Origin of the sequence: Clostridium sp. C105KSO13 (genome assembly GCF_001517425.1) — a bacterium.
Taxonomy (GTDB): domain Bacteria; phylum Bacillota; class Clostridia; order Lachnospirales; family Lachnospiraceae; genus Muricomes.
This window is the reverse complement of sequence record NZ_FBWL01000154.1, coordinates 42,099-60,901: the sequence shown is the minus strand read 5'-3', so window position 1 is coordinate 60,901 and position 18,803 is coordinate 42,099. Positions and strand designations below refer to the sequence as shown.

General features: G+C 42.9%; 18 protein-coding genes and 1 pseudogene. 14 read left to right on the top strand and 5 right to left on the bottom strand.

Annotation, left to right across the window (positions count from 1 at the left end; all coding sequences use genetic code 11):
- The 3 genes and pseudogenes from BN3456_RS04750 to BN3456_RS04740 all read left to right on the top strand — a co-directional run.
- Positions 1–185: pseudogene (locus BN3456_RS04750) on the top strand (glycine reductase); the annotation flags it as partial.
- Positions 186–235: 50 nt separating this feature from the next.
- Positions 236–811: a DUF3841 domain-containing protein gene (locus BN3456_RS04745; RefSeq protein ID WP_242862800.1), complete on the top strand. Its 576-nt coding sequence runs from the start codon at positions 236–238 to the stop codon at positions 809–811.
- Entirely contained in the window at positions 801–1,376 is a 576-nt protein-coding gene (locus BN3456_RS04740) for a DUF3841 domain-containing protein (protein ID WP_089982991.1), read from the top strand. Before BN3456_RS04745 ends, BN3456_RS04740 begins: the two co-directional genes overlap by 11 nt.
- A 93-nt stretch (positions 1,377–1,469) precedes the next feature.
- Here BN3456_RS04740 and BN3456_RS04735 read toward each other — a convergent pair whose 3' ends face one another.
- The 4 genes from BN3456_RS04735 to BN3456_RS04720 are packed head-to-tail and all read right to left on the bottom strand — an operon-like array spanning position 1,470 to position 4,737.
- A complete protein-coding gene (locus BN3456_RS04735) occupies positions 1,470–1,910 on the bottom strand; it encodes an RpiB/LacA/LacB family sugar-phosphate isomerase (RefSeq protein ID WP_089982990.1) in 441 nt (146 codons plus the stop codon).
- Between the two features lie 48 nt (positions 1,911–1,958).
- Positions 1,959–2,600: a dihydroxyacetone kinase subunit DhaL gene (gene dhaL / locus BN3456_RS04730; protein ID WP_089982989.1), complete on the bottom strand. Its 642-nt coding sequence runs from the start codon at positions 2,598–2,600 to the stop codon at positions 1,959–1,961.
- A 14-nt stretch (positions 2,601–2,614) separates the two neighbouring features.
- A complete protein-coding gene (locus BN3456_RS04725) occupies positions 2,615–3,610 on the bottom strand; it encodes a dihydroxyacetone kinase subunit DhaK (RefSeq protein WP_089982988.1) in 996 nt (331 codons plus the stop codon).
- Between the two features lie 32 nt (positions 3,611–3,642).
- The gene (locus BN3456_RS04720; RefSeq protein ID WP_347457805.1) at positions 3,643–4,737 is read right to left on the bottom strand and encodes an alcohol dehydrogenase catalytic domain-containing protein; all 1,095 of its coding nucleotides are present in this window, start codon (positions 4,735–4,737) and stop codon (positions 3,643–3,645) included.
- Positions 4,738–5,292: 555 nt separating this feature from the next.
- Between BN3456_RS04720 and BN3456_RS04715 the strand changes: the two genes are divergently transcribed.
- From BN3456_RS04715 to BN3456_RS04705, 3 genes are all read left to right on the top strand, one after another.
- Entirely contained in the window at positions 5,293–6,801 is a 1,509-nt protein-coding gene (locus BN3456_RS04715; RefSeq protein ID WP_176699097.1) for a sugar ABC transporter ATP-binding protein, read from the top strand.
- Positions 6,798–7,769 (top strand): ABC transporter permease, encoded by a 972-nt coding sequence (locus BN3456_RS04710; protein ID WP_089982986.1) that lies wholly within the window; start codon positions 6,798–6,800, stop codon positions 7,767–7,769. The genes BN3456_RS04715 and BN3456_RS04710 overlap by 4 nt, the downstream gene beginning before the upstream one ends.
- A 100-nt stretch (positions 7,770–7,869) precedes the next feature.
- Positions 7,870–8,898 (top strand): sugar ABC transporter substrate-binding protein, encoded by a 1,029-nt coding sequence (locus tag BN3456_RS04705; RefSeq protein WP_089982985.1) that lies wholly within the window; start codon positions 7,870–7,872, stop codon positions 8,896–8,898.
- Positions 8,899–8,970: 72 nt separating this feature from the next.
- Here BN3456_RS04705 and BN3456_RS04700 read toward each other — a convergent pair whose 3' ends face one another.
- Positions 8,971–10,098 carry an ROK family protein gene (locus BN3456_RS04700; protein WP_089982984.1) on the bottom strand — a complete coding sequence of 376 codons (1,128 nt, stop codon included), beginning with the start codon at positions 10,096–10,098 and terminating at the stop codon, positions 8,971–8,973.
- 283 nt (positions 10,099–10,381) lie between these two features.
- Here BN3456_RS04700 and BN3456_RS04695 point away from each other — a divergent pair, with 283 nt between their 5' ends.
- From BN3456_RS04695 to BN3456_RS04660, 8 genes are all read left to right on the top strand, one after another.
- A complete protein-coding gene (locus BN3456_RS04695) occupies positions 10,382–11,044 on the top strand; it encodes a ribulose-phosphate 3-epimerase (RefSeq protein WP_089982983.1) in 663 nt (220 codons plus the stop codon).
- Positions 11,045–11,056: 12 nt separating this feature from the next.
- The gene (locus BN3456_RS04690; protein WP_089982982.1) at positions 11,057–12,073 is read left to right on the top strand and encodes a LacI family DNA-binding transcriptional regulator; all 1,017 of its coding nucleotides are present in this window, start codon (positions 11,057–11,059) and stop codon (positions 12,071–12,073) included.
- 44 nt (positions 12,074–12,117) lie between these two features.
- The gene (locus BN3456_RS04685; RefSeq protein WP_089982981.1) at positions 12,118–13,047 is read left to right on the top strand and encodes a ribokinase; all 930 of its coding nucleotides are present in this window, start codon (positions 12,118–12,120) and stop codon (positions 13,045–13,047) included.
- A gap of 23 nt (positions 13,048–13,070) precedes the next feature.
- Positions 13,071–13,703 carry a 3-hexulose-6-phosphate synthase gene (hxlA, locus tag BN3456_RS04680; RefSeq protein ID WP_089982980.1) on the top strand — a complete coding sequence of 211 codons (633 nt, stop codon included), beginning with the start codon at positions 13,071–13,073 and terminating at the stop codon, positions 13,701–13,703.
- Between the two features lie 4 nt (positions 13,704–13,707).
- Entirely contained in the window at positions 13,708–14,268 is a 561-nt protein-coding gene (hxlB, locus tag BN3456_RS04675) for a 6-phospho-3-hexuloisomerase (RefSeq protein ID WP_089982979.1), read from the top strand.
- 55 nt (positions 14,269–14,323) lie between these two features.
- The gene (locus BN3456_RS04670; RefSeq protein ID WP_089982978.1) at positions 14,324–15,949 is read left to right on the top strand and encodes a response regulator; all 1,626 of its coding nucleotides are present in this window, start codon (positions 14,324–14,326) and stop codon (positions 15,947–15,949) included.
- Positions 15,946–17,442 carry a sensor histidine kinase gene (locus BN3456_RS04665; RefSeq protein ID WP_089982977.1) on the top strand — a complete coding sequence of 499 codons (1,497 nt, stop codon included), beginning with the start codon at positions 15,946–15,948 and terminating at the stop codon, positions 17,440–17,442. Before BN3456_RS04670 ends, BN3456_RS04665 begins: the two co-directional genes overlap by 4 nt.
- A gap of 149 nt (positions 17,443–17,591) precedes the next feature.
- On the top strand, positions 17,592–18,689 hold the full coding sequence (locus tag BN3456_RS04660) for an ABC transporter substrate-binding protein (protein ID WP_089982976.1): 1,098 nt from the start codon (positions 17,592–17,594) through the stop codon (positions 18,687–18,689).
- The last annotated feature ends 114 nt before the right edge of the window (positions 18,690–18,803 follow it).

Here is an 18,803-nt window from a genome sequence, read left to right as displayed (position 1 = left end):
AGGTGGTGACGGAGCAGATCCCCGGAATCGAGATCATGGATCTGGAGGAGGGCGTGAAAGCGCTGTGGAAAGAAGGCATCTATGCGGACAGCGGAATGGGCTGTACGGGCCCTGTGATACTGGTATCTGATGCAAACCTAGAAAAGGCAAAAGAGATATTGAAAAAGGCAGGATATATTAATTAAAAGATACGAGGGTCAAAAGGTAATAAAAAACATAAAGGAGGGAAAACTAGTTGGCAGCATTGATTGGATGGACACGCCAGGTGCCCCAGGTGTGGGGGGAGATAGAACAAACCGGGTGCTACAAGGTGAAAGAGAAGTACATCCGGGCTAAAAATGACACAATTGCTGATTACTACTTAAAACTTTATGAATGGTACACTCGAAAAAGCAGGGATTATATCAACATTCCAGAAGACACAAAGTATCCAATATGGTTTTCCATGTCAGAAGATTTCAGACTGCAGAAGATTCCGAATACCGTTACTCTGAGAGTTGAAATTCCGGAAGATAAGGCCTTGATTATTGATATGGAAAAATGGGATTATCGAGGGAATCTCATGTATGTGCCGAAGGACCGGAAGGATCGGGAGAATTTTGAGAAGGAGCTTGAGAAGTATGGTATTGCGGATGAAACTGCGCTGGCAGGATCTGCAAAAGGAAACCACTACCCCTTATTAAAAAAGAAGGTTATAGACAGCTGGGAGCGTTTATTTACGATGCGGCCGGAATCTTTGGAAAAGGGGTTTGCAACCACCTGGGAGATTAAGAAGGAATGGGTGAAGGAGGTGGAGCATTGTGAAAGTTGATAAAACGGTCACAATGTGGAGCGGACAGCAGGAGATCGTAATGGATACTCTGAATAAAACCGGCCGGTATGTGGTAAAAAAAAGCTATGTGGAAGATAAGTACAAAGAGACTGCATGGATTTTCCGGGAAGCATATCAGTACCTTGCACAATGTGCCAAAGAGCTGATACCAAAGCCTGCGGACGCAGAAAGTCCTATCTGGAACTATAAATACGCGCATCATATTTATGGAAGTGAGGGCATGTATTATTTAGAACTGGGGATACCCAAAGAAAAGCTTATCATCTTTGACACCCGTAAATGGAACCGAATTCTGAATCTAAACTATGTCGGAAAATCAGAGCAGGAAGAAGAGGAATTTCAAAAGTGGATCGAAAAAAGGGGAATCCGGGATAATCTGGACATATTCTCTACTTCCTTTTATCCAATTGAAAAACAGGAAATTAAAAAAAGCTGGAGCAATCTACTTGAGGTTCCTGTGGAGGACGATGAGTATATACAGGGAATGACATGGGAACTCAAAAAAGAATGGATACAGAAAATAGAAAAAGCCCAGGCTTTGTAGAATTAACAAAATTCCAGGCATAAAAACAGATATGCTTTTCAGTTATTTACTGGAAAGCATATCTGTTCTCTAATCAAATCTAGAACGAGTATATTAGCGTGCATTATCGTATGATACAAAGGCATCCACCTTGGGCTGAGAAGAACAGCCTTCCTGGAACTCATTTGTTAGAAATGCATCTATTAATTCTTCTCTAAGCTTATTACCGGTAGTGAAAGCCCCCATGCAGGCAATGTTTGCATCGTTGCTGAGCCGTGCTCTTTTGGCCGAATATATGTCAGAAAGCAACGCTGCATATGCCCCTTTTACTTTATTTGCCGAAATGGAAACACCAATGCCTGTTCCGCAAATTAGGATTCCGCGGTCATATTTTTTCGAGGCTACAGCCTCTGCAACTTTCACTGCCACATTTGCATAAATCGGGTCTTCACTCCCAAAATCAGTAATTTCTCCATAGCCTTTGGCCTCCATAAATTTTATGAGTTCTTCCTTTGCCTCCTGCGCATTAGGATCACACCCGATCACAATCTTCATCTCAAATTCCTCCTAAATAAAATATCTGATTTTTGTAAATTCCCTGTGTTAGGACAGCTCTTTGCAAATCCCGTCTGCCATTGCTGTAAGAATGATACAGCAAGACACGGCACCTGCATCCAACACGCCCCTGGATCGCTCGCCAAGACGGCTGGAGCGTCCGAATTTAGCAACAAGGTCCTTCGTGGATTCTTTGCCGGCTACTGCCGCTGCCTTCATTTTTCCCAGAGCAGTACTGTAATCTTCTCCGGCATCGGAGGATGCTTTCAGGCTGTCGACTGCAGGAGATAAAGTATCGACAAGAGTTTTGTCCCCTACCTGTGCCTCTACAATTTCCTGAAGCCCGTTTAATCCCGCTTCCAGCATAGTGCTCAGGTCAGAAACGGTGATATCGTCCAAATCTTCGCCGGCCTCGGAGACATCCATAAAAATTGTTCCGTAGATAGGTCCCATGGAGCCACCGATTTCCGAAAACAGGATGTTTCCTAGTTCATTCATTCCCTCTGTGAATGTGAAATCCATGTCTTTAAAACGATTTTCAAAAAGTGTAAATCCTTTGTTCATATTCATGCCGTGGTCGCCGTCACCAATCAGACCATCTATGTCTCCCAGATAGGTTTTGTTGTCCTGAATGGCTTTTACTATATTAAGCAAAACCGGCTTTCCATCTGTATTTTTAAATACAGTCATTGTCATTCCCCCCCCTATATCTGTTTCATTCCCATCGTATTAACAGGCAGGTCTATCAGTTCTTTCAGCTCATCATCCAGCTTCATGACAGTCAGTGTGGCTCCCATCATATCTAAAGATGTAAAATAATTTCCCACATAGGGTTTATAAATATGTATACCTTTTTCTTTCAAAAGTTTTTCGATTTCATTGTAAAGAACATATAACTCCATGACCGGAGTGGCACCGAGACCGGAAACAAGGACCGCAACTTCATCACCCTCTGCAAAAGGATAATCGGGAAGAACAATATCAACCATGCGTTTTGCCATCTGGGCGGCATCTTCCAGCTTACAGACTTCAATGCCAGGTTCGCCGTGATGTCCGATACCTACCTCCATTGTTCCTTCTTTAATTTCAAAATTGGGGTGTCCTACTGCGGGGAGAGTACAGGGAGTCAGGCCAATGCCCACACTCCTAGTGCTGTCAATTGCCTTCTGGGCTGCGGCAATAACCTCGTCCAAGCTGCCGCCCAGAGCAGCCTTTGCACCTCCGGCTTTCCACATAAAGATTTCACCGGCAACTCCACGCCTTTTTTCTCTCTGATCTTTGGGTGCCGATGCTACATCATCGTTGGCAACTACTGTTTTCACGTTAATACCGGCTTTTTTGGCCATTTTCACTGCCATTTTCACATTCATGTTATCTCCGGAGTAATTTCCGTAAAGGCAGGCCACACCTTTATCCTGGGATACGGCTTTGCAGGCATCCAGAAATGCAGCTGCGGTGGGGGAGGAACAAATCTCCCCTACCGCTGCGGCATCACACATATTTTTACCCACATATCCTATAAAAGCTGGTTTATGGCCGGAACCGCCGCCGGTTATAACACCGACTTTGCCTTCCGGTATATTTTTTGCTTTAACAACCCGGGAGTTCCCGGTAGGTTCTACCATATCAGAATGAGTTTTTAAGAAACCTTCCAACATTTCATCTACAATATCATCTGGGTTGTTTAAAATTCTTTGCATGGCTGACTCCTCCTGTCTGTAAAGTTTTGTTTCTATTGTATTGGTTCCGGTACCAGTACGACTTTAAAGGTTCCTTCAGCGCCGGCAGCTGCTGCATCAAACCCTTCTTTCCAGCTGGTAAGTGGAAGTTTGTGGGACACAACACCATCTGTGGGAAGTTTGCCGCTTTCAATCCAGTCGATAACAGTGTCATAACAATAAGGGCTGAGGTGGACTCCAAGCAGGTCCAGTTCTTTTCTGTCACTGATGATACTCCAATCTACGGATACTTTCTCGGCAAAGACAGAAAATTCTACGAATCGCCCCATCTTGCGTATACACTGAAGCCCCTGCTCCACGCTGGAGGGGTGACCGGTTGCCTCTATGTAAATATCGCATCCATAACCTTCGGTTAAATCTTTGATGGCACTGACCACGTCTGTTTTTCCCGGATTCATGATAATGTCCGCACCAAATTCCTTTGCTTTTTTCAGACGGGCATCGTTCATGTCCAGAACGACTAATGTTTTGGGATTTCTCTGTCTGATGGCGCCTACCATCCCAAGGCCAAGAGTGCCTACACCGGATAAGACCACAATGTCCGTATTTCCGATCTGCGCTCTGTCAACACAGTGCCAGGAGCAGGCATAGGGTTCTGTCAATATAGCTTTTTCTAAAGCCAGTGATTCGGGGATCAGATAAGGAATAGCTTCTTTTGTCAGTCGCACGTATTCAGCCATACCCCCGTTTACATTATTCTGGAATCCAAAAAGATCATGCTTTTCGCACATCCAGTAGCGCCCTGTTTTGCAGAACATACACTCACCGCAGGGGACAATCTGTTCAGGACAGATTCTGTCACCTATTTTCCAGTCGCCCTTTACATTTGGACCCATTTCCACTACATGGCCTACAAATTCGTGGCCCGGAATCATGGGAGCCTTAATATATGGTGGATTCCCGTCGCCTCCCCAAAAGCTTTTTGCTCCGTGGTAGGCCTTTACATCTCCGGCACAGATCCCACAGGCTTCAACCTTAAGAATCATTTCCCCTTCTCCAGCTCTGGGAGTTTCTACCTGCTCATACCGATAATCTCCCGGGGCATAGGCAACCAATGCATTCATTTTCTCCGGTATATTGTTCATCATTCATTCCATCCTTTCATGTAGCTGATTTGTGTATTCCCGCGAGAAACGAGCCAAGCGGAAATGTAAAAAAATTAAATCACGTGATTTTAAAACTTATGAAAACAATGTTTACATAAGATTACAATGAATTCGTTTTTGTGTCAATCGATAAAAATAACCAAAATAATAACAAAAAATTTGGGTATAATTTTAATTGATTTTATGATTAATAATAATTTCACAAACAAATATAAGATGTTATACAGGATCTCTTGAAATATGACAAAAAATACTTTTGATGTACTGATAATTTTTGTATATGCAGTGATATTTTCTGATTGAAATAAAAACAAGTGATAAAAATGTAACGACTATATTTATGTATTTTTCCCAATATTATTACAAAAAATATATCAAATAGACACAAATAAAAACAGAAAAAATGGAACTATGTGCATATATAACAAAATTACGAATTGAAAAACATACAAATAGTATAATTGACACAAAACGAGTTAGAAGGTATTCTTATGTAAAGTTGATTTACATAAATGCGGACGAATGGGAGGAATACATGTGTGTGGTGAAAATATTTTAGAAATGAAAAAAATTGTTAAAATATTTCCGGGTGTAAAAGCTCTGGACCATGTTGATTTTGTTGCCAGGCGGGGAGAAGTACATTGTCTGATAGGTGCCAATGGGGCAGGAAAATCTACATTAATGAAGGTTTTATCAGGAGCTTACACCGAAGATGAGGGGGAGATCTATTTTGACAATAAACTTCTTAAGTCACATAGTACGGAAAAAAGAAGAAAAGAAGGTATTGCGGTTATTTATCAGGAGCTGTCCCTGTTTAATGAATTGACCGTAGGAGAAAATGTCTACATAAATAACTATCCACGGACTGCACTGGGAGCAGTAGACTGGAAAAAGGTTTACAGTATGACCCAGGACCTCGCAGACGGACTTAACATACGAATCGATGCCAAAGCTAAAGTATCCTCCCTAAATATGGGACAGAAGCAGCTGACGGAAATTATGAAGGCCCTGGCATGCAATGCCAAATTAATTGTAATGGATGAGCCCTCCTCTACCCTGTCAAGGTCAGAATTTGAAATATTAGTAAAGGTAATTCATGATTTAAAGGAGAAGGGAATCACAATTATTTATATATCACATCATCTGGAAGAGCTTTTTGTTGTCGGTGACCGGATTACAGTATTACGTGACGGAAAATTTGTGGTCTGCAAAGATACGGTGGACCTGACAGAAGACAGTCTTGTGGAATATATGACTGGAATTACCATATGCCAAATCGAACATGAGGAAGCAGAAGTCCACAAAGTATCCAGTGAAGTTGTCCTGGAATTAAATAATATGTGTAATTATAAGGTATCTGATATTAGCTTCAAATTGCATAAAGGAGAAGTGCTTGGTCTTTATGGCCTGGTGGGTGCAGGCAGAACAGAAATTCTGCAGTCTGTTTTTGGACTTAAGCCGGTTCTGCAAGGGGAAATACGAATTCACGGAGAAAAAGTGAACTTTAAAAGTTCCCAGGAAGCAGTGCAGCATAAAATCGGTCTGGCACCGGAGAGTAGAAAGACTCAGGGTCTGGTACTTCTTCTGCCGGTCTGGGAAAATGTAACCATGGTATCTCTGCCCCAATTTAAAAGGAAAGCAAGAATCAATTATCAGGCTATAAATGAAGAATGCCGTGACTATATCAAAAAACTAAATATTAAGACTCCTTCCATCCAGACTGCGGCGGGCAGCCTTTCCGGTGGAAATCAGCAGAAGGTAATATTGGCTAAATGGCTGATGAAGGACTGTGATATATTGCTGCTGGATGAACCGACGCAGGGGATAGATGTAGTCGCAAAGGAAGAGATTTATAAGTTAATCCGAGAAATGACAGAAATGGGAAAAAGCGTTATTATGGTTTCCTCGGAATTGCAGGAGCTGCTGCGTGTCAGTGACAATATCCATGTAATATATGATGGGAAACAAGTGTTGGAAACTAACAAAGCAAACTTTAATGCGGATCAGATTATGCATGCATCAGTAATTGGGAGGAGTACGAAATGAAACAAAAAATGAATTTTAATGAGATTGTCAGGAAGTATAATTTAGCTATATTACTCATTGTTTTTATACTAATATCTACGATTTTATCTCCTAACTTTCTGACCATGGGGAATTTTCTGAATCTGCTTCAGCAAGCCTCCATTCCTGGAATTGTCGCAATCGGCATGACACTTGTTATACTTTTAGGTGGGATCGATCTTTCCGTAGGTTCTGTTCTGGCATTTTCTGGGATGATTGCTTCTATCATTGTGGAGAAAATGAATGGAAGCGGCGTATCCATCCTGCTTGGCTGCCTTGCCGGTATTGCCGTAGGCACAGCTATGGGACTGTTGACAGGTGTTTTAATCGCAAGGTTTAATCTCCCTGATTTTATTGCCTCTCTTGCCATGATGGAGATCGGAAGGGGCGCCGCACTGCTGACTACAAGCGGAAATCCTGTGTTTGGACTCGGTGATGCTTTTCACATTCTGGGCGGAGGTTTCTTGTTCGGCAGAGTTGCCATCAGCGGCTTATTCTGGATTGTCCTGACGATTATATTTGCTTTTATGCTGAAATATTCTATTTTCGGAAGAAGTCTGTTTGCCATAGGCGGAAATCGTGAAGCTGCTATGCTCTCGGGAATTAAGACAAAAAGAAATTATGCCATTACCTATATGATAAGTGGCCTGCTTTCAGGGTTTGCAGGTGTACTGACAGCATCCTGGATGTCCACAGGTCAGCCTACGGCTGGTAATGGCTATGAACTGGATGCCATTGCCGCAAGTGTTATCGGCGGAGCCAGCTTAAGCGGCGGAATCGGTTCTATAGGGGGGACCTTTGGGGGCGTCTTTTTACTCCAGATTATCACCAACATTTTCAACCTAGTTGGGCTGCCTTCTTATTATCAAAGAATTGCAAAGGGCGCCATTATTATATTTGCATTGTTACTAAATCAATTTGTTTCTAAAGGAAAAGATAGAAAGGAGTAGAGATATTTCTACTGTGCTCAAGAATGAACAGCCACGGCTTTTCAGATATTATCGGGGCCCCGATAAGTTAATTATCAAATCATTTTTAGGAGGAAAAAACATGAAGTTGAAAAAGTTAACAGCATTAACAATGGCAGCTGCACTGGTGCTTGCTACAGCAGGCTGTGGTGCCGTTACAACAGAGAATGAAAACAAAAGTGACAGTACAGACAAAAGTAAGGAAACAACAAGTAAAGAAGTGAAAAAGGATGATGAACTTAAAATCGGTTTTTCTAATTGTTCACAGGATACGCCCTTTTTCGCAAATATGACTCCCATTATCGAAGATTATGCCAAGGGAAAAGATATCAGCGTTGTTTCACTTAATGCAGATAATGATATTGCAAAACAAAATAAGGATATCCAGGATCTAATTTCTCAGGGAATTAATATGCTTATTATTAATCCGGTAAATGAAGATGGTCCTTCTGCTGGCATTGAAGCTTGTAAAAACGCAGGTATCCCTGTTGTAACTGTTGATAAAAATGTAAAGAAGGACTATACTGCTTGGGTTGGCCGTGATAACGTAGAAATGGGTCGTCTTGTCGGCGAAAAACTGATTGAGTTGCTGGGCGGTGAAAGCGCTGCAGGAACCATTCTTGAAATTCAGGGAACAGCCGGTTCCACAACTATGATGAACAGAAGAGATGGATTCCATGAAGCAATAGATAAGGTGCCCGGTTTGAAGGTTGTACAGTCCTCCTATTGCGACTATGATCGATCCAAGGCAATTCCTGCCACCCAGGATTTACTCCAGGCTAATAAAGATGTAGTCGCTATTTTCGGACACAATGATGACATGGCACTGGGAGCAGCACAGGTATGTGCTGAGCAGGGACTTTCGGATATAATGGTATGTGGTGTGGATGGCCTGATGGAAGCAGTTCTTCAGATTCAGGACGGCAAATATGAATGTACAGCCTCTAATGATCCGGTACTTCTGGGACAGACGGCGGTGGATACGGCAATTAAAATCTTTGATGGGGAGAGCGTGGAGGAATTCGTAGATGCGGGTACCGTTGTAATCGATTCTTCTAATGTAAAAGAATATGCGGATAAAGAATTAGATTTTGCAACTATGGTAAAGTAAAAAAGTTAAAACAAAAGGCTGCTGCTCCATGGATGAAGTGTTCATCTGTGAAGCAGCAGCCTCTTTTTATCATTACATAATTTTGTTTTTGTATTTTTCTATGAAAGGCAATGCGGCTCCTATACATAGAGGAATATTGAAGCAGGAGCTGATACTGATGTATGAATCTGCGGCGGGAAATGCTGTCCGTTTATTCACCAGGTCATGAAGTCTTTCAATGTCGCTGTTAACCAAGTAGCGGGAAAGGTTTCCTCCAAGGATAACATCACAGTTAATCGCCATGTGCAGGTTGTCCACGGCGATGGCCAGATATTCCAGATACTTATCCCAGCGTTTCTGATAGGAAACAGTGCCTTTGCGCAGCATATAGAAAAAGTGCTGAATATCTTCCCGGGGCCCCAAAAGGGCTGCCAGTGAGCAATAGGAATTCACACATCCCCGTTTTCCGCAGTAACAGGGTTCTCCGCCCGGAACAATAGTCATGTGTTCAAACACGCCGCTCTTATATTCACCACCTTTAAAAAACTTGCGGTCAATAATGATGGCACCGCTCACGTCCGAACGAATATTAAAATAAACAGCGTTTTTTAGAAGAGGATTCCTCCATAATTCTACATTCGCACTGGACTCTGCATCGTGATTAAAAGTGCACGGATAAGGAATCCGGCTGTTGAATTCCTCAATATCCATTCCGGTGCAGTTTAAAACCTTTCCGTAAATAATATGCCTCCCATCGGCAGAAATCAACGCCTGGAGTGCAATGCCTACGCCGAGTATCTGGCCGTGGCTAATATTTAAACTGTCAATAAAGTGATTAACAGAACTGCAGACTTCATTGAAGTAGGCTTCGCTGTCAGAAAATATCAGGTTAAATTTCTCGAATTTTATAATTTCTGCATACAAATCAATTGCTACTATCTCATAATGGTCAATTAGCAGTTCAACCCCGATGGTGACTTTAATACCCGGATTAAATTCGTATAACATCGCTTTCCGTCCTCCGGTAGAGTCAGCAAGTCCACCCGGAAAAATGAGATGATCTTCCTGAAGTTCCCTGAGAATCTGTGCTATAGTGGGCCGGCTGAGCAAAGTAGCTTCCTGCAGCATCTGAGGGGTAGCCCGTTTTTGGGTGTAAATATAATTTAGCACATTCTTTGCATTATTTATTTTTAATGTAGATACTGTAAAATTCTTCTTCATAGAAAACGTCCCTGATATATTTTTACATAATTATAACAAAACATAGTGAAAATAACCAGTCATAAGTCTTCTTCTGTTTATAAAAGGACAGCTATTTTTTTATCAAGAGCCGCAGGATTTCCTGAAACTGGGAAACTATTGACAAGCAGAAAGAAATAGGGTTATATTTATCTTATATTGTAACCGGTTACATGCCAAGAATATTTAGTGACTTACAAAATTAGTATGTCGAATGTGGCAGTTTTGTTATTCGTAGGAAATATAACCGAGTAAGGAGGAAAAAGTGAAGAAGATATCCCCATCAATGATGTGTGTTGAAATTGACAAATTGAAAGAATATCTGCAGATATTTGAAAAAGAGGGAATTGAGTACCTGCATATTGATATAATGGACGGTGAGTATGTTCCCAACTATACTCTGGGAACAGATTATGTTAAACAGCTGCGCAAATTAACAAATATCCCCCTGGATGTACATTTGATGGTTAATAACCCGGAAAGGAAAATTGAGTGGTTTGATTTTCAGGAGGGAGAATATGTGTCTGTACATCCGGAAAGCACCCAGCATTTACAAAAGACCTTGCAGGCAATAAAGGCGGCCGAAGCCAAAACGATGGTTGCTATTAATCCGGCCACAAGGGTGGAAAGCCTCCGGTACGTTTTAGATGACATGGACGGCCTGCTGGTGATGACCGTTAATCCGGGGTTTGCCGGGCAGAAGGCAATTCCTCAGACCATCCGGAAGATAGAAGACTGTCGGAATTATCTGGATGCACAAGGGTACTCCAATATCGAGATTGAGGTGGACGGCAATGTAAGCTATGACTTGGCAGGAGAAATGTCGAAAAAACACGCAGATATCTTTGTGGCAGGAACCTCAAGTTTTCTGCGCGGACTTGATCAGGTACAGCCGGGAATCCGTAAACTGAGGAGTATCATAGGATAAGGAGAAAAGTCCATGCCCAAGGAATTTACGATTAATGACATTGCAAGAGAAGCCGGTGTTTCGAAAGCTACAGTATCGCGTGTGCTCAATGGATCAGCTTCCGTTAAACCGGAAACAAAGGAACGTATTCTCAATATTATGAAAGAACAGAATTTTTCACCATCGGCAGCGGCGCGGAATTTGTCTGGACGGCAGTCTGATACGATTGGTGTAATCGTGCCCGAAGTAGATAACCCTTTTTTCGGAGATATATTAAGAGGGATTACAGAAATCGCAGATAAGAGTAACTATATGATGATTTGCTGTAACTCGGATGACAGTGCAGAAAAGGATAAAAAGGCTTTACTGATGCTGAAAGGGCACAGGGTGAGGGGGCTGATTTACACTCCTGCGGTGGACTACACTACAAAGGAACAGCAGATATCAATTAATAAGCTTTTAAAAGATTTGAATGTGCCAATTGTAATTATGGACCGGCAGACAGACAGTATGGAAGAATACGATGGTGTATTTTTTGATGACGAGAAAGCCATGTGTGAGGCTGCAAAGGCACTGATACATGCAGGACATACCAAAATAGGTCTTTTAAATGCCACCATGGATAGAGTACTGGCCAGAGGACGCTACAGAGGATATGAAAAGGCAATGAGGGAAGCCGGCCTTCCTATGAACAGGAAATATATATTTGAGGGTGACTACCGAATGACCACAGCGTATAATTTTTCAAAAAAGCTTCTTGCCATGGAAAACAGACCAACGGCGGTATTGACCTGTAATAACAGGACAAGTCTGGGTTTTTTGAAAGCATTGTACGAACGCGGAGAACGCTTATCGAAAGATATTGCATGCATAGGGCTGGATCGAATAGAGGCGTTTGACATTATTAATAATAACTTCAGTTATATTGAACGGGACGGCAATCAAATGGGACGTCATGCAATGAATCTGCTGAGTGACAGAGTAGCATATCCCCAGATGCCGTTGAAACAGATTATTTTGACACCGGTTCTTAAAATTCATGACTTATGAGTTATTGTTCTGTTTATGCAAGAGGCTAGTAAGGGAGGATATTTATGGAGAAACCGAGGATATTAGTAGTGGGAAGTATGAATATGGATCTTTTTATGGAGGGAGCGAATACGCTTCCGAAGTTCGGAGAGTCCGTGTTATGCGGAAATTACGGCTATGCTACAGGTGGAAAAGGCTCCAACCAGGCAATTGCGTCAGCTCTGCAGGGGGCGGATGTAACAATGGTGGGACGCCTGGGAGATGATACAAATGGAGAATCACTTCGAAAAGAGCTGAAAAAAGCCGGGGTGCACACCGACTGTATCGTGACAGATCCCGACAGGCAGACGGGGTTTGCCCTGATGCTGCTTCATGAGGACGGGCGTTATGTTTCCTATGTTGCCATGGGGGCAAATGGCGGTATCTGTGAGGCGGATGTCAAAGCTGCAATGGATGTGCGACGGTTTGATATGGTAATTATGCAGCTGGAAATGCCGTTGGAAACAGTGTACCGGACTTATGAGCTGGCAAAGGAAAGAGAAGTTCCGGTGTTTTTAGATGCAGGTCCGGCAATGCACATTCCGCTGAAAAGACTGGAGGGGCTTTATATTCTATCTCCAAATGAAGTGGAGACAGAGGCCCTCACCGGTATCAGTCCCGAGACAACGGATAAAGCAATAGAAGCAGCAAAGGTTCTGTATGAAGAAGCTAAGCCGGAGTATGTGGTATTAAAACTTGGCTCCCGGGGGGCATTGCTGTACGATGGGAAAACCGCGGAACTAATTCCTTGTTTTAAGGTGAAAGCAGTAGATTCCACAGCGGCGGGAGATACTTTCGGAGCAGCTCTTGCCATACGTCTTTGCAAGGGGGATAAAATGCGGGACGCAATTCGGTTTGCCCACGCTGCGGCAGGAATTTGTGTATCCAGAATGGGAGCACAGGTGTCGATTCCTAAAGCAGGAGAAGTAGAAGAGTTCCTCAGAAGTGAACACTAAAATTTCTAATGAAGGAGAAGGATATGAAATTACAACTGGCACTGGATGACTTAACTTTTGATGATGCACTTGAATTGACAGAGAAGGTGCAGGATTATATTGATATTATCGAGATTGGAACTCCTTTTATTTACCAGGAGGGAATGAGAGCGGTGAAGATGTTTAAGCAGCACTTCTTTGCAAAGGAAATACTGGCGGATATGAAAATTATGGATGCAGGCTATTACGAAGCTGAGGAGGCTCTGAAGGCGGGTGCTGATTATGTGACAGTACTGGGAATTACAGACAACCTGACAATAAAGGGCTGCATCGAGGCAGCAGAGAAGTACGATAAAGAAATTGTTGTGGATATGATTTGTGTCCCGGATATGCCCAAGCGTATTAGAGAGCTGGAGAATCTTGGAGCTCACGGTCTGGCAGTCCATGTAGGTACGGATCAGCAGGCGGCAGGACGTAAACCTATAGATGATCTGCGGGTGATGGCCGAGTATTGCAAAACTGCCAGGATATCGGTTGCGGGAGGTATCAGTGCCGACACAACACCGAAATATGCAGCTTTGAAACCAGAAGTGCTGATTGTGGGAAGCGGCATAACACATGCGAAAAATCCTCTAAAGGCCGCAAAAGAGATAAAGAAAAGCATGGAGGAGTGTTAATAAAATGGCAGAGGCAGTAGTCTTAAAGAAAATATTGGAGGAGCTGGAAGAAAATGCAGAACAAATTCGTCAGGAGGATCTGGAAAAATTTGCGGATAAAATCCAGACAGCAAAAAGAGTTTTTGTGGCCGGAGCAGGACGTTCCGGATTTGTAGCAAGAGCATTTTCCAATCGGCTGATGCACTTGGGGCTCACGGTTTATTTTGTGGGGGAACCTACCACACCCTCCATACAGAAAGCTGATTTACTGATTATTGTGTCCGGATCCGGTGAGACCGGCAGTCTGAAGGTCATGGCTGTAAAAGCAAAAAAACAGGGTGCTTCAGTGGCTACAATTACCATCTTCCCGGAAGCGTCGATTGGAAGCATGGCAGATGCGGTGGTACATGTTCCGGGCAGTACACCGAAGAGTGAATTTAAGAGCAATGTTACATCCGTGCAGCCTATGGGAAATGCTTTCGAGCAGATGACCTGGCTTATATGTGATAATGTAATCATGATACTGATGGACAAACTGGCAAAGACAGAAGAAGAAATGTTTAAGCTGCATGCAAATCTTGAATAGACATATCGGGTTTACCTGCCGTTAAACGAGAGCGTATGCAAAGTGGAGGGAGTTTATGATAAAGGTTTTTCTCGTAGAGGATGAAATTGTAATAAGAAGTGCCATTAAAAGCAGTATTGACTGGGAGAAAGAGGGTTATGAATTTGTGGGGGAGGCCAGTGACGGAGAATTGGCATATCCTATGATTATGTCGGAGAAGCCGGATATATTAATTACGGACATTAGGATGCCTTTTATGGACGGGCTGGAGTTAAGCCGACTTGTCCGCGAGGAACTGCCGGATATTAAAATTTTGATTCTAAGCGGATATAATGAATTTGACTATGCAAAGGAGGCCATCCATCTGGGAGTGGCGGAATATCTGCTGAAGCCGGTTTCTTCTGTGAAGCTTTTGGAGGCGCTGGGAAATATCAGGGGGGAATTGGAACAGGAACGCCAGGAGCAGGCTCTGAAGGAGCAGTTTCAAAAGGATAACCAGGAAAATGTGGAAAATGAAAAGATGAAATTGTTCACATCTCTGGCAGCAGGAAATATATCCATGGGAGATGCTGTAGGGTGGGCAAAAGATCTGGGTATGGATTTAAGCGCACGGGTTTACAGTGTGATGCTCTTTAAAGTGTCAGTAAAAATAGACGATTACGAAACACCAAAGCAGGCTATGCAGGCGTACGCTAAAGTGGAAGAGGCACAGAATGTGATACAGGGAGTATACTGTTTCCGGAAAGGTGTGGAAGGCTGGGCCTTTCTGTCAATGGCGGAGTCCGGGACTGATCTTCAGAAAGTCGTACAAAGACTGAAACAATATTTAAAGGAGATTATGGAGCAATATCCGGATGTTGAGTATTTTGGTGGTGTTGGAGGTCCTGTGTCACGCATTCGGGAACTGGGGGATTCCTACGAAGAGGCGGGAAGAGTGTTTGCCACCCGTTTTATTAACGACTCCAGACAGATATTAACGAGCAGAGACATTAAGCTTCTTCATGAAAAGGAAACATTCAATGTACAGAATCTGGATGTGATGGAAAGAAACCGAACATTGATGGAGAAGTTTCTGAAAAAAGGAACATTGGAGGAGGTGGAGAGTTTCGTCGCAGCGTATTTTGAGGAAATACCGAAGGAAAATCTGCAGTCTTCTCTGATGCGGCAGTATATTACTATGGATATGTATGTTGTGGCAAGCTCTTTCTGCGGAAAGCTGGGAATATCTAGGGAAGAACGTGCCGGGGAGGCTGAAGATCTGGAGGAAGCTCTGCAGCGGGTGACAACAGCAGCCGAGGTGAAGAAATATGTGGGAGATCTGCTGAAGATTACCATTGAGCGGCGGGATACGGTGAGCGGCAGCAGGTATTTAGATGTAATTAAAACAGCGAAAGCATATATTGAGGCCAATTATATGTCAGATGATGTATCTTTAAATACGGCCGCCGCAGCTGTAAATATGAGCCCCAGTTATTTCAGCTCCGTGTTTGGCAGAGAAGTGGGCAGGACTTTTGTGGAATATCTGACGGATGTTCGCATGGACAAGGCGAAAGAACTCTTGATGTGCTCTGCACTGAAGACATCGGAAATAGGCTACGAGGTAGGATACAAGGATCCTCATTATTTCAGTTACATATTTAAAAAAACACAGGATTGCTCACCGAAAGAGTACCGGTACAGGGGAAAGCGAGAGCGGGAATGAAGAGGGGAAGAATATCTTTAACATTAAATAAAAGAATTGCATTGATTCCCTGTGCAGTATTTATACCGATGATTTTTGTGATTATTTACCTTGTGACGACTCTCTTAAGATCAGCAGGTGCATACAGCGCTATAACAGAGAGTGCCACTTATGCGAACTTTTATTCTAAGGAATTTAAAGAGCGGGTTGATTATAGCATGTATCTGTCGGTGATAGGAAATAAAACTACAGAAGAGCTGGGGGATGGGGAGACTACAATCAATGGAATCGTGACGGTGGATCCCTATGAATACAGCGATGAACTGTCAAAGGTATGTGATGAATTGTCTCAGATGGCTACAGCTTCTATTAATGAACGGAAAATTATTCTTGTGAAGAACAGTTTGGAATCTTTGAAGAAAAACGTGGCAGAGCTGGAGAAAATGATCGCAGACGAAAAACCCTATGATGAGAAGATTGAATATCTGGATCTGAATATACGGGGAAGCAGCGGTCTCACTACGGTAATTCAAGGGGCACTACAGGAGTATGTTTACAACGAAACAAGGAATTTTGACGAGGCAAAGGCAGACCTGGAAAGACAGACCAGGCATGCAATAGAATTCAGTGTGGGAGCCCTGTGTGTGACAGTTGTAATATCCATCGGTCTGTCTATACTGACAGTACAAAGTGTCACCCGTCCCATAAAAAAACTCTGTACCCAGGCCAGAAAGGTTGCAAAAGGGGATTTTACGGCGACGACGAAGATTGAGACTGTGGATGAAATTGCTGTACTCACGGATAGCTTTAATAATATGACAGCTGAGATAGGGGTGCTCATCGAAAACATAAAGAACCAGGAAAAAAATTTAAGAATTACAGAATCAAAACTTCTGCAGGCTCAGATTAATCCACACTTTCTCTACAATACACTGGATACGATTATGTGGCTTGCGGAGGCAAAGAAGACGGAGGAGGTAGTTTCTATGGTGGGTTCGCTGTCGGAATTCTTCCGCACCACTTTAAGTAAAGGGAAGGATTATATTACTGTGAAAGAGGAAAAGTCACATATAGAAAGTTACCTGAAAATACAGCAGTTCCGCTATCAGGACATTATGGATTATAAGATAGAAATCGGAGAAGATCTTTATCAGTTCAGTATTCCCAAACTTACTTTGCAGCCGCTGGTGGAAAATGCGCTGTACCATGGTATTAAGAACAAAAGAGGGCGCGGCATGATCCGGATTACAGGAAGAAAAGAAGGACAGAAGATTTATTTTAGGGTGGAGGACAATGGTATCGGTATGAGCCCGGATAATCTTAAGCAGCTTCAAAAAATCATCTGCGGAAAGGACAAAGAGGTGGACAACAGTGGTTTCGGCCTGGCGAATGTAAATCAGCGTCTTCAATATTATTATGGAGAGGAATACGGTGTTTTCTTTGAGAGCGAAGAAAATAAAGGGACAGTGGCAACGGTCATAATAAAAACAAAAAATAACGAACCCTTTTTATAAAAAAACCCCTTTTATGTAAGTTGAGCATAAAAAAACATAAAAAAGTATAAAAACTTAAAATGATAGTCTGTTTCTTATTTGGCAGATATCCGCTAAGATATGTATAGATGATTAAAGTATAGAGCATCAATAATAAGGAGGATTATGAAATGAAAAGGAAAGTTTTGGCGGCAACACTTTGTATGGCAATGACGGCAGCTTTGCTGGCGGGATGCGGTGGAAAGGGTGACAGTAAGAGCACAGCTTCCGACGACACAAAAAAGAGTGAGAGCGGCAGCGATGTACTGACAATAGGTTTTTCCCAGGTCGGTGCTGAATCAGACTGGCGTACTGCAAACTCTGAGTCAATGAAGGATACCTTCAGCAGTGAAAATGGATATGAGCTGATTTTTGATGATGCACAGCAGAAACAGGAGAATCAGATTACAGCGATTCGTAATTTCATTCAGCAGGAAGTAGATTACATACTATTAGCTCCGGTAACAGAGACAGGGTGGGATACAGTACTCCAGGAAGCAAAGGATGCGGATATCCCGATTATCATTGTCGATCGTATGGTTGATGTGTCAGACGATGATCTTTATACTACATGGATCGGAACAGACGCTCTGCAGGAAGGAAGAAAAGCGGCGGACTGGCTGAATCAGTATGCCCAGGCGAAAGAAGTTAAGCCGGAAGAGCTAAACATCGTTAATATACAGGGAACTATCGGGTCCACAGCGCAGATCGGACGAACCAAAGGTCTTGAAGAAGGTGTGGAGAAATACGGATGGAACCTGCTGGCACAGCAGACCGGTGAGTTTACACAGGCGAAGGGACAGGAAGTTATGGAGTCCATGCTGAAACAATATGATAATATCAATGTAGTTTACTGCGAAAATGATAATGAAGCATTTGGCGCTATCGATGCAATCGAGGCAGCAGGCAAGACTGTAGGCGGCGATATTAAGAACGGTGAAATTGCTGTCATCTCTTTCGACACAACGAACGCAGGTCTTACAGACACACTCTCAGGCAAGATTGCATGTGATGTTGAGTGTAACCCATTACATGGTCCCCGTGCAGAAGAACTGATCAAGAAATTAGAAGCAGGGGAAGAAGTAGAAAAGCTGAATTATGTAGCTGAAGAAATATTTACTCATGGCGATGATGTAGCCAAGGTTAAAGCAGTAAACAGTCTGGATGCTGAAGAAGAATTCGATGTAACCCAGATTACACAGGAAATCCTTGACGGACGTGCATACTAATCCGTAGGTATCATGGGGCGAAAAGCTTCTGCCCCAATATTATAAATTAACGGCGTGGCAGGCAACAGGAGGCATACATACCTGATATGCTGCCACGCCATTTTTATGTAATAG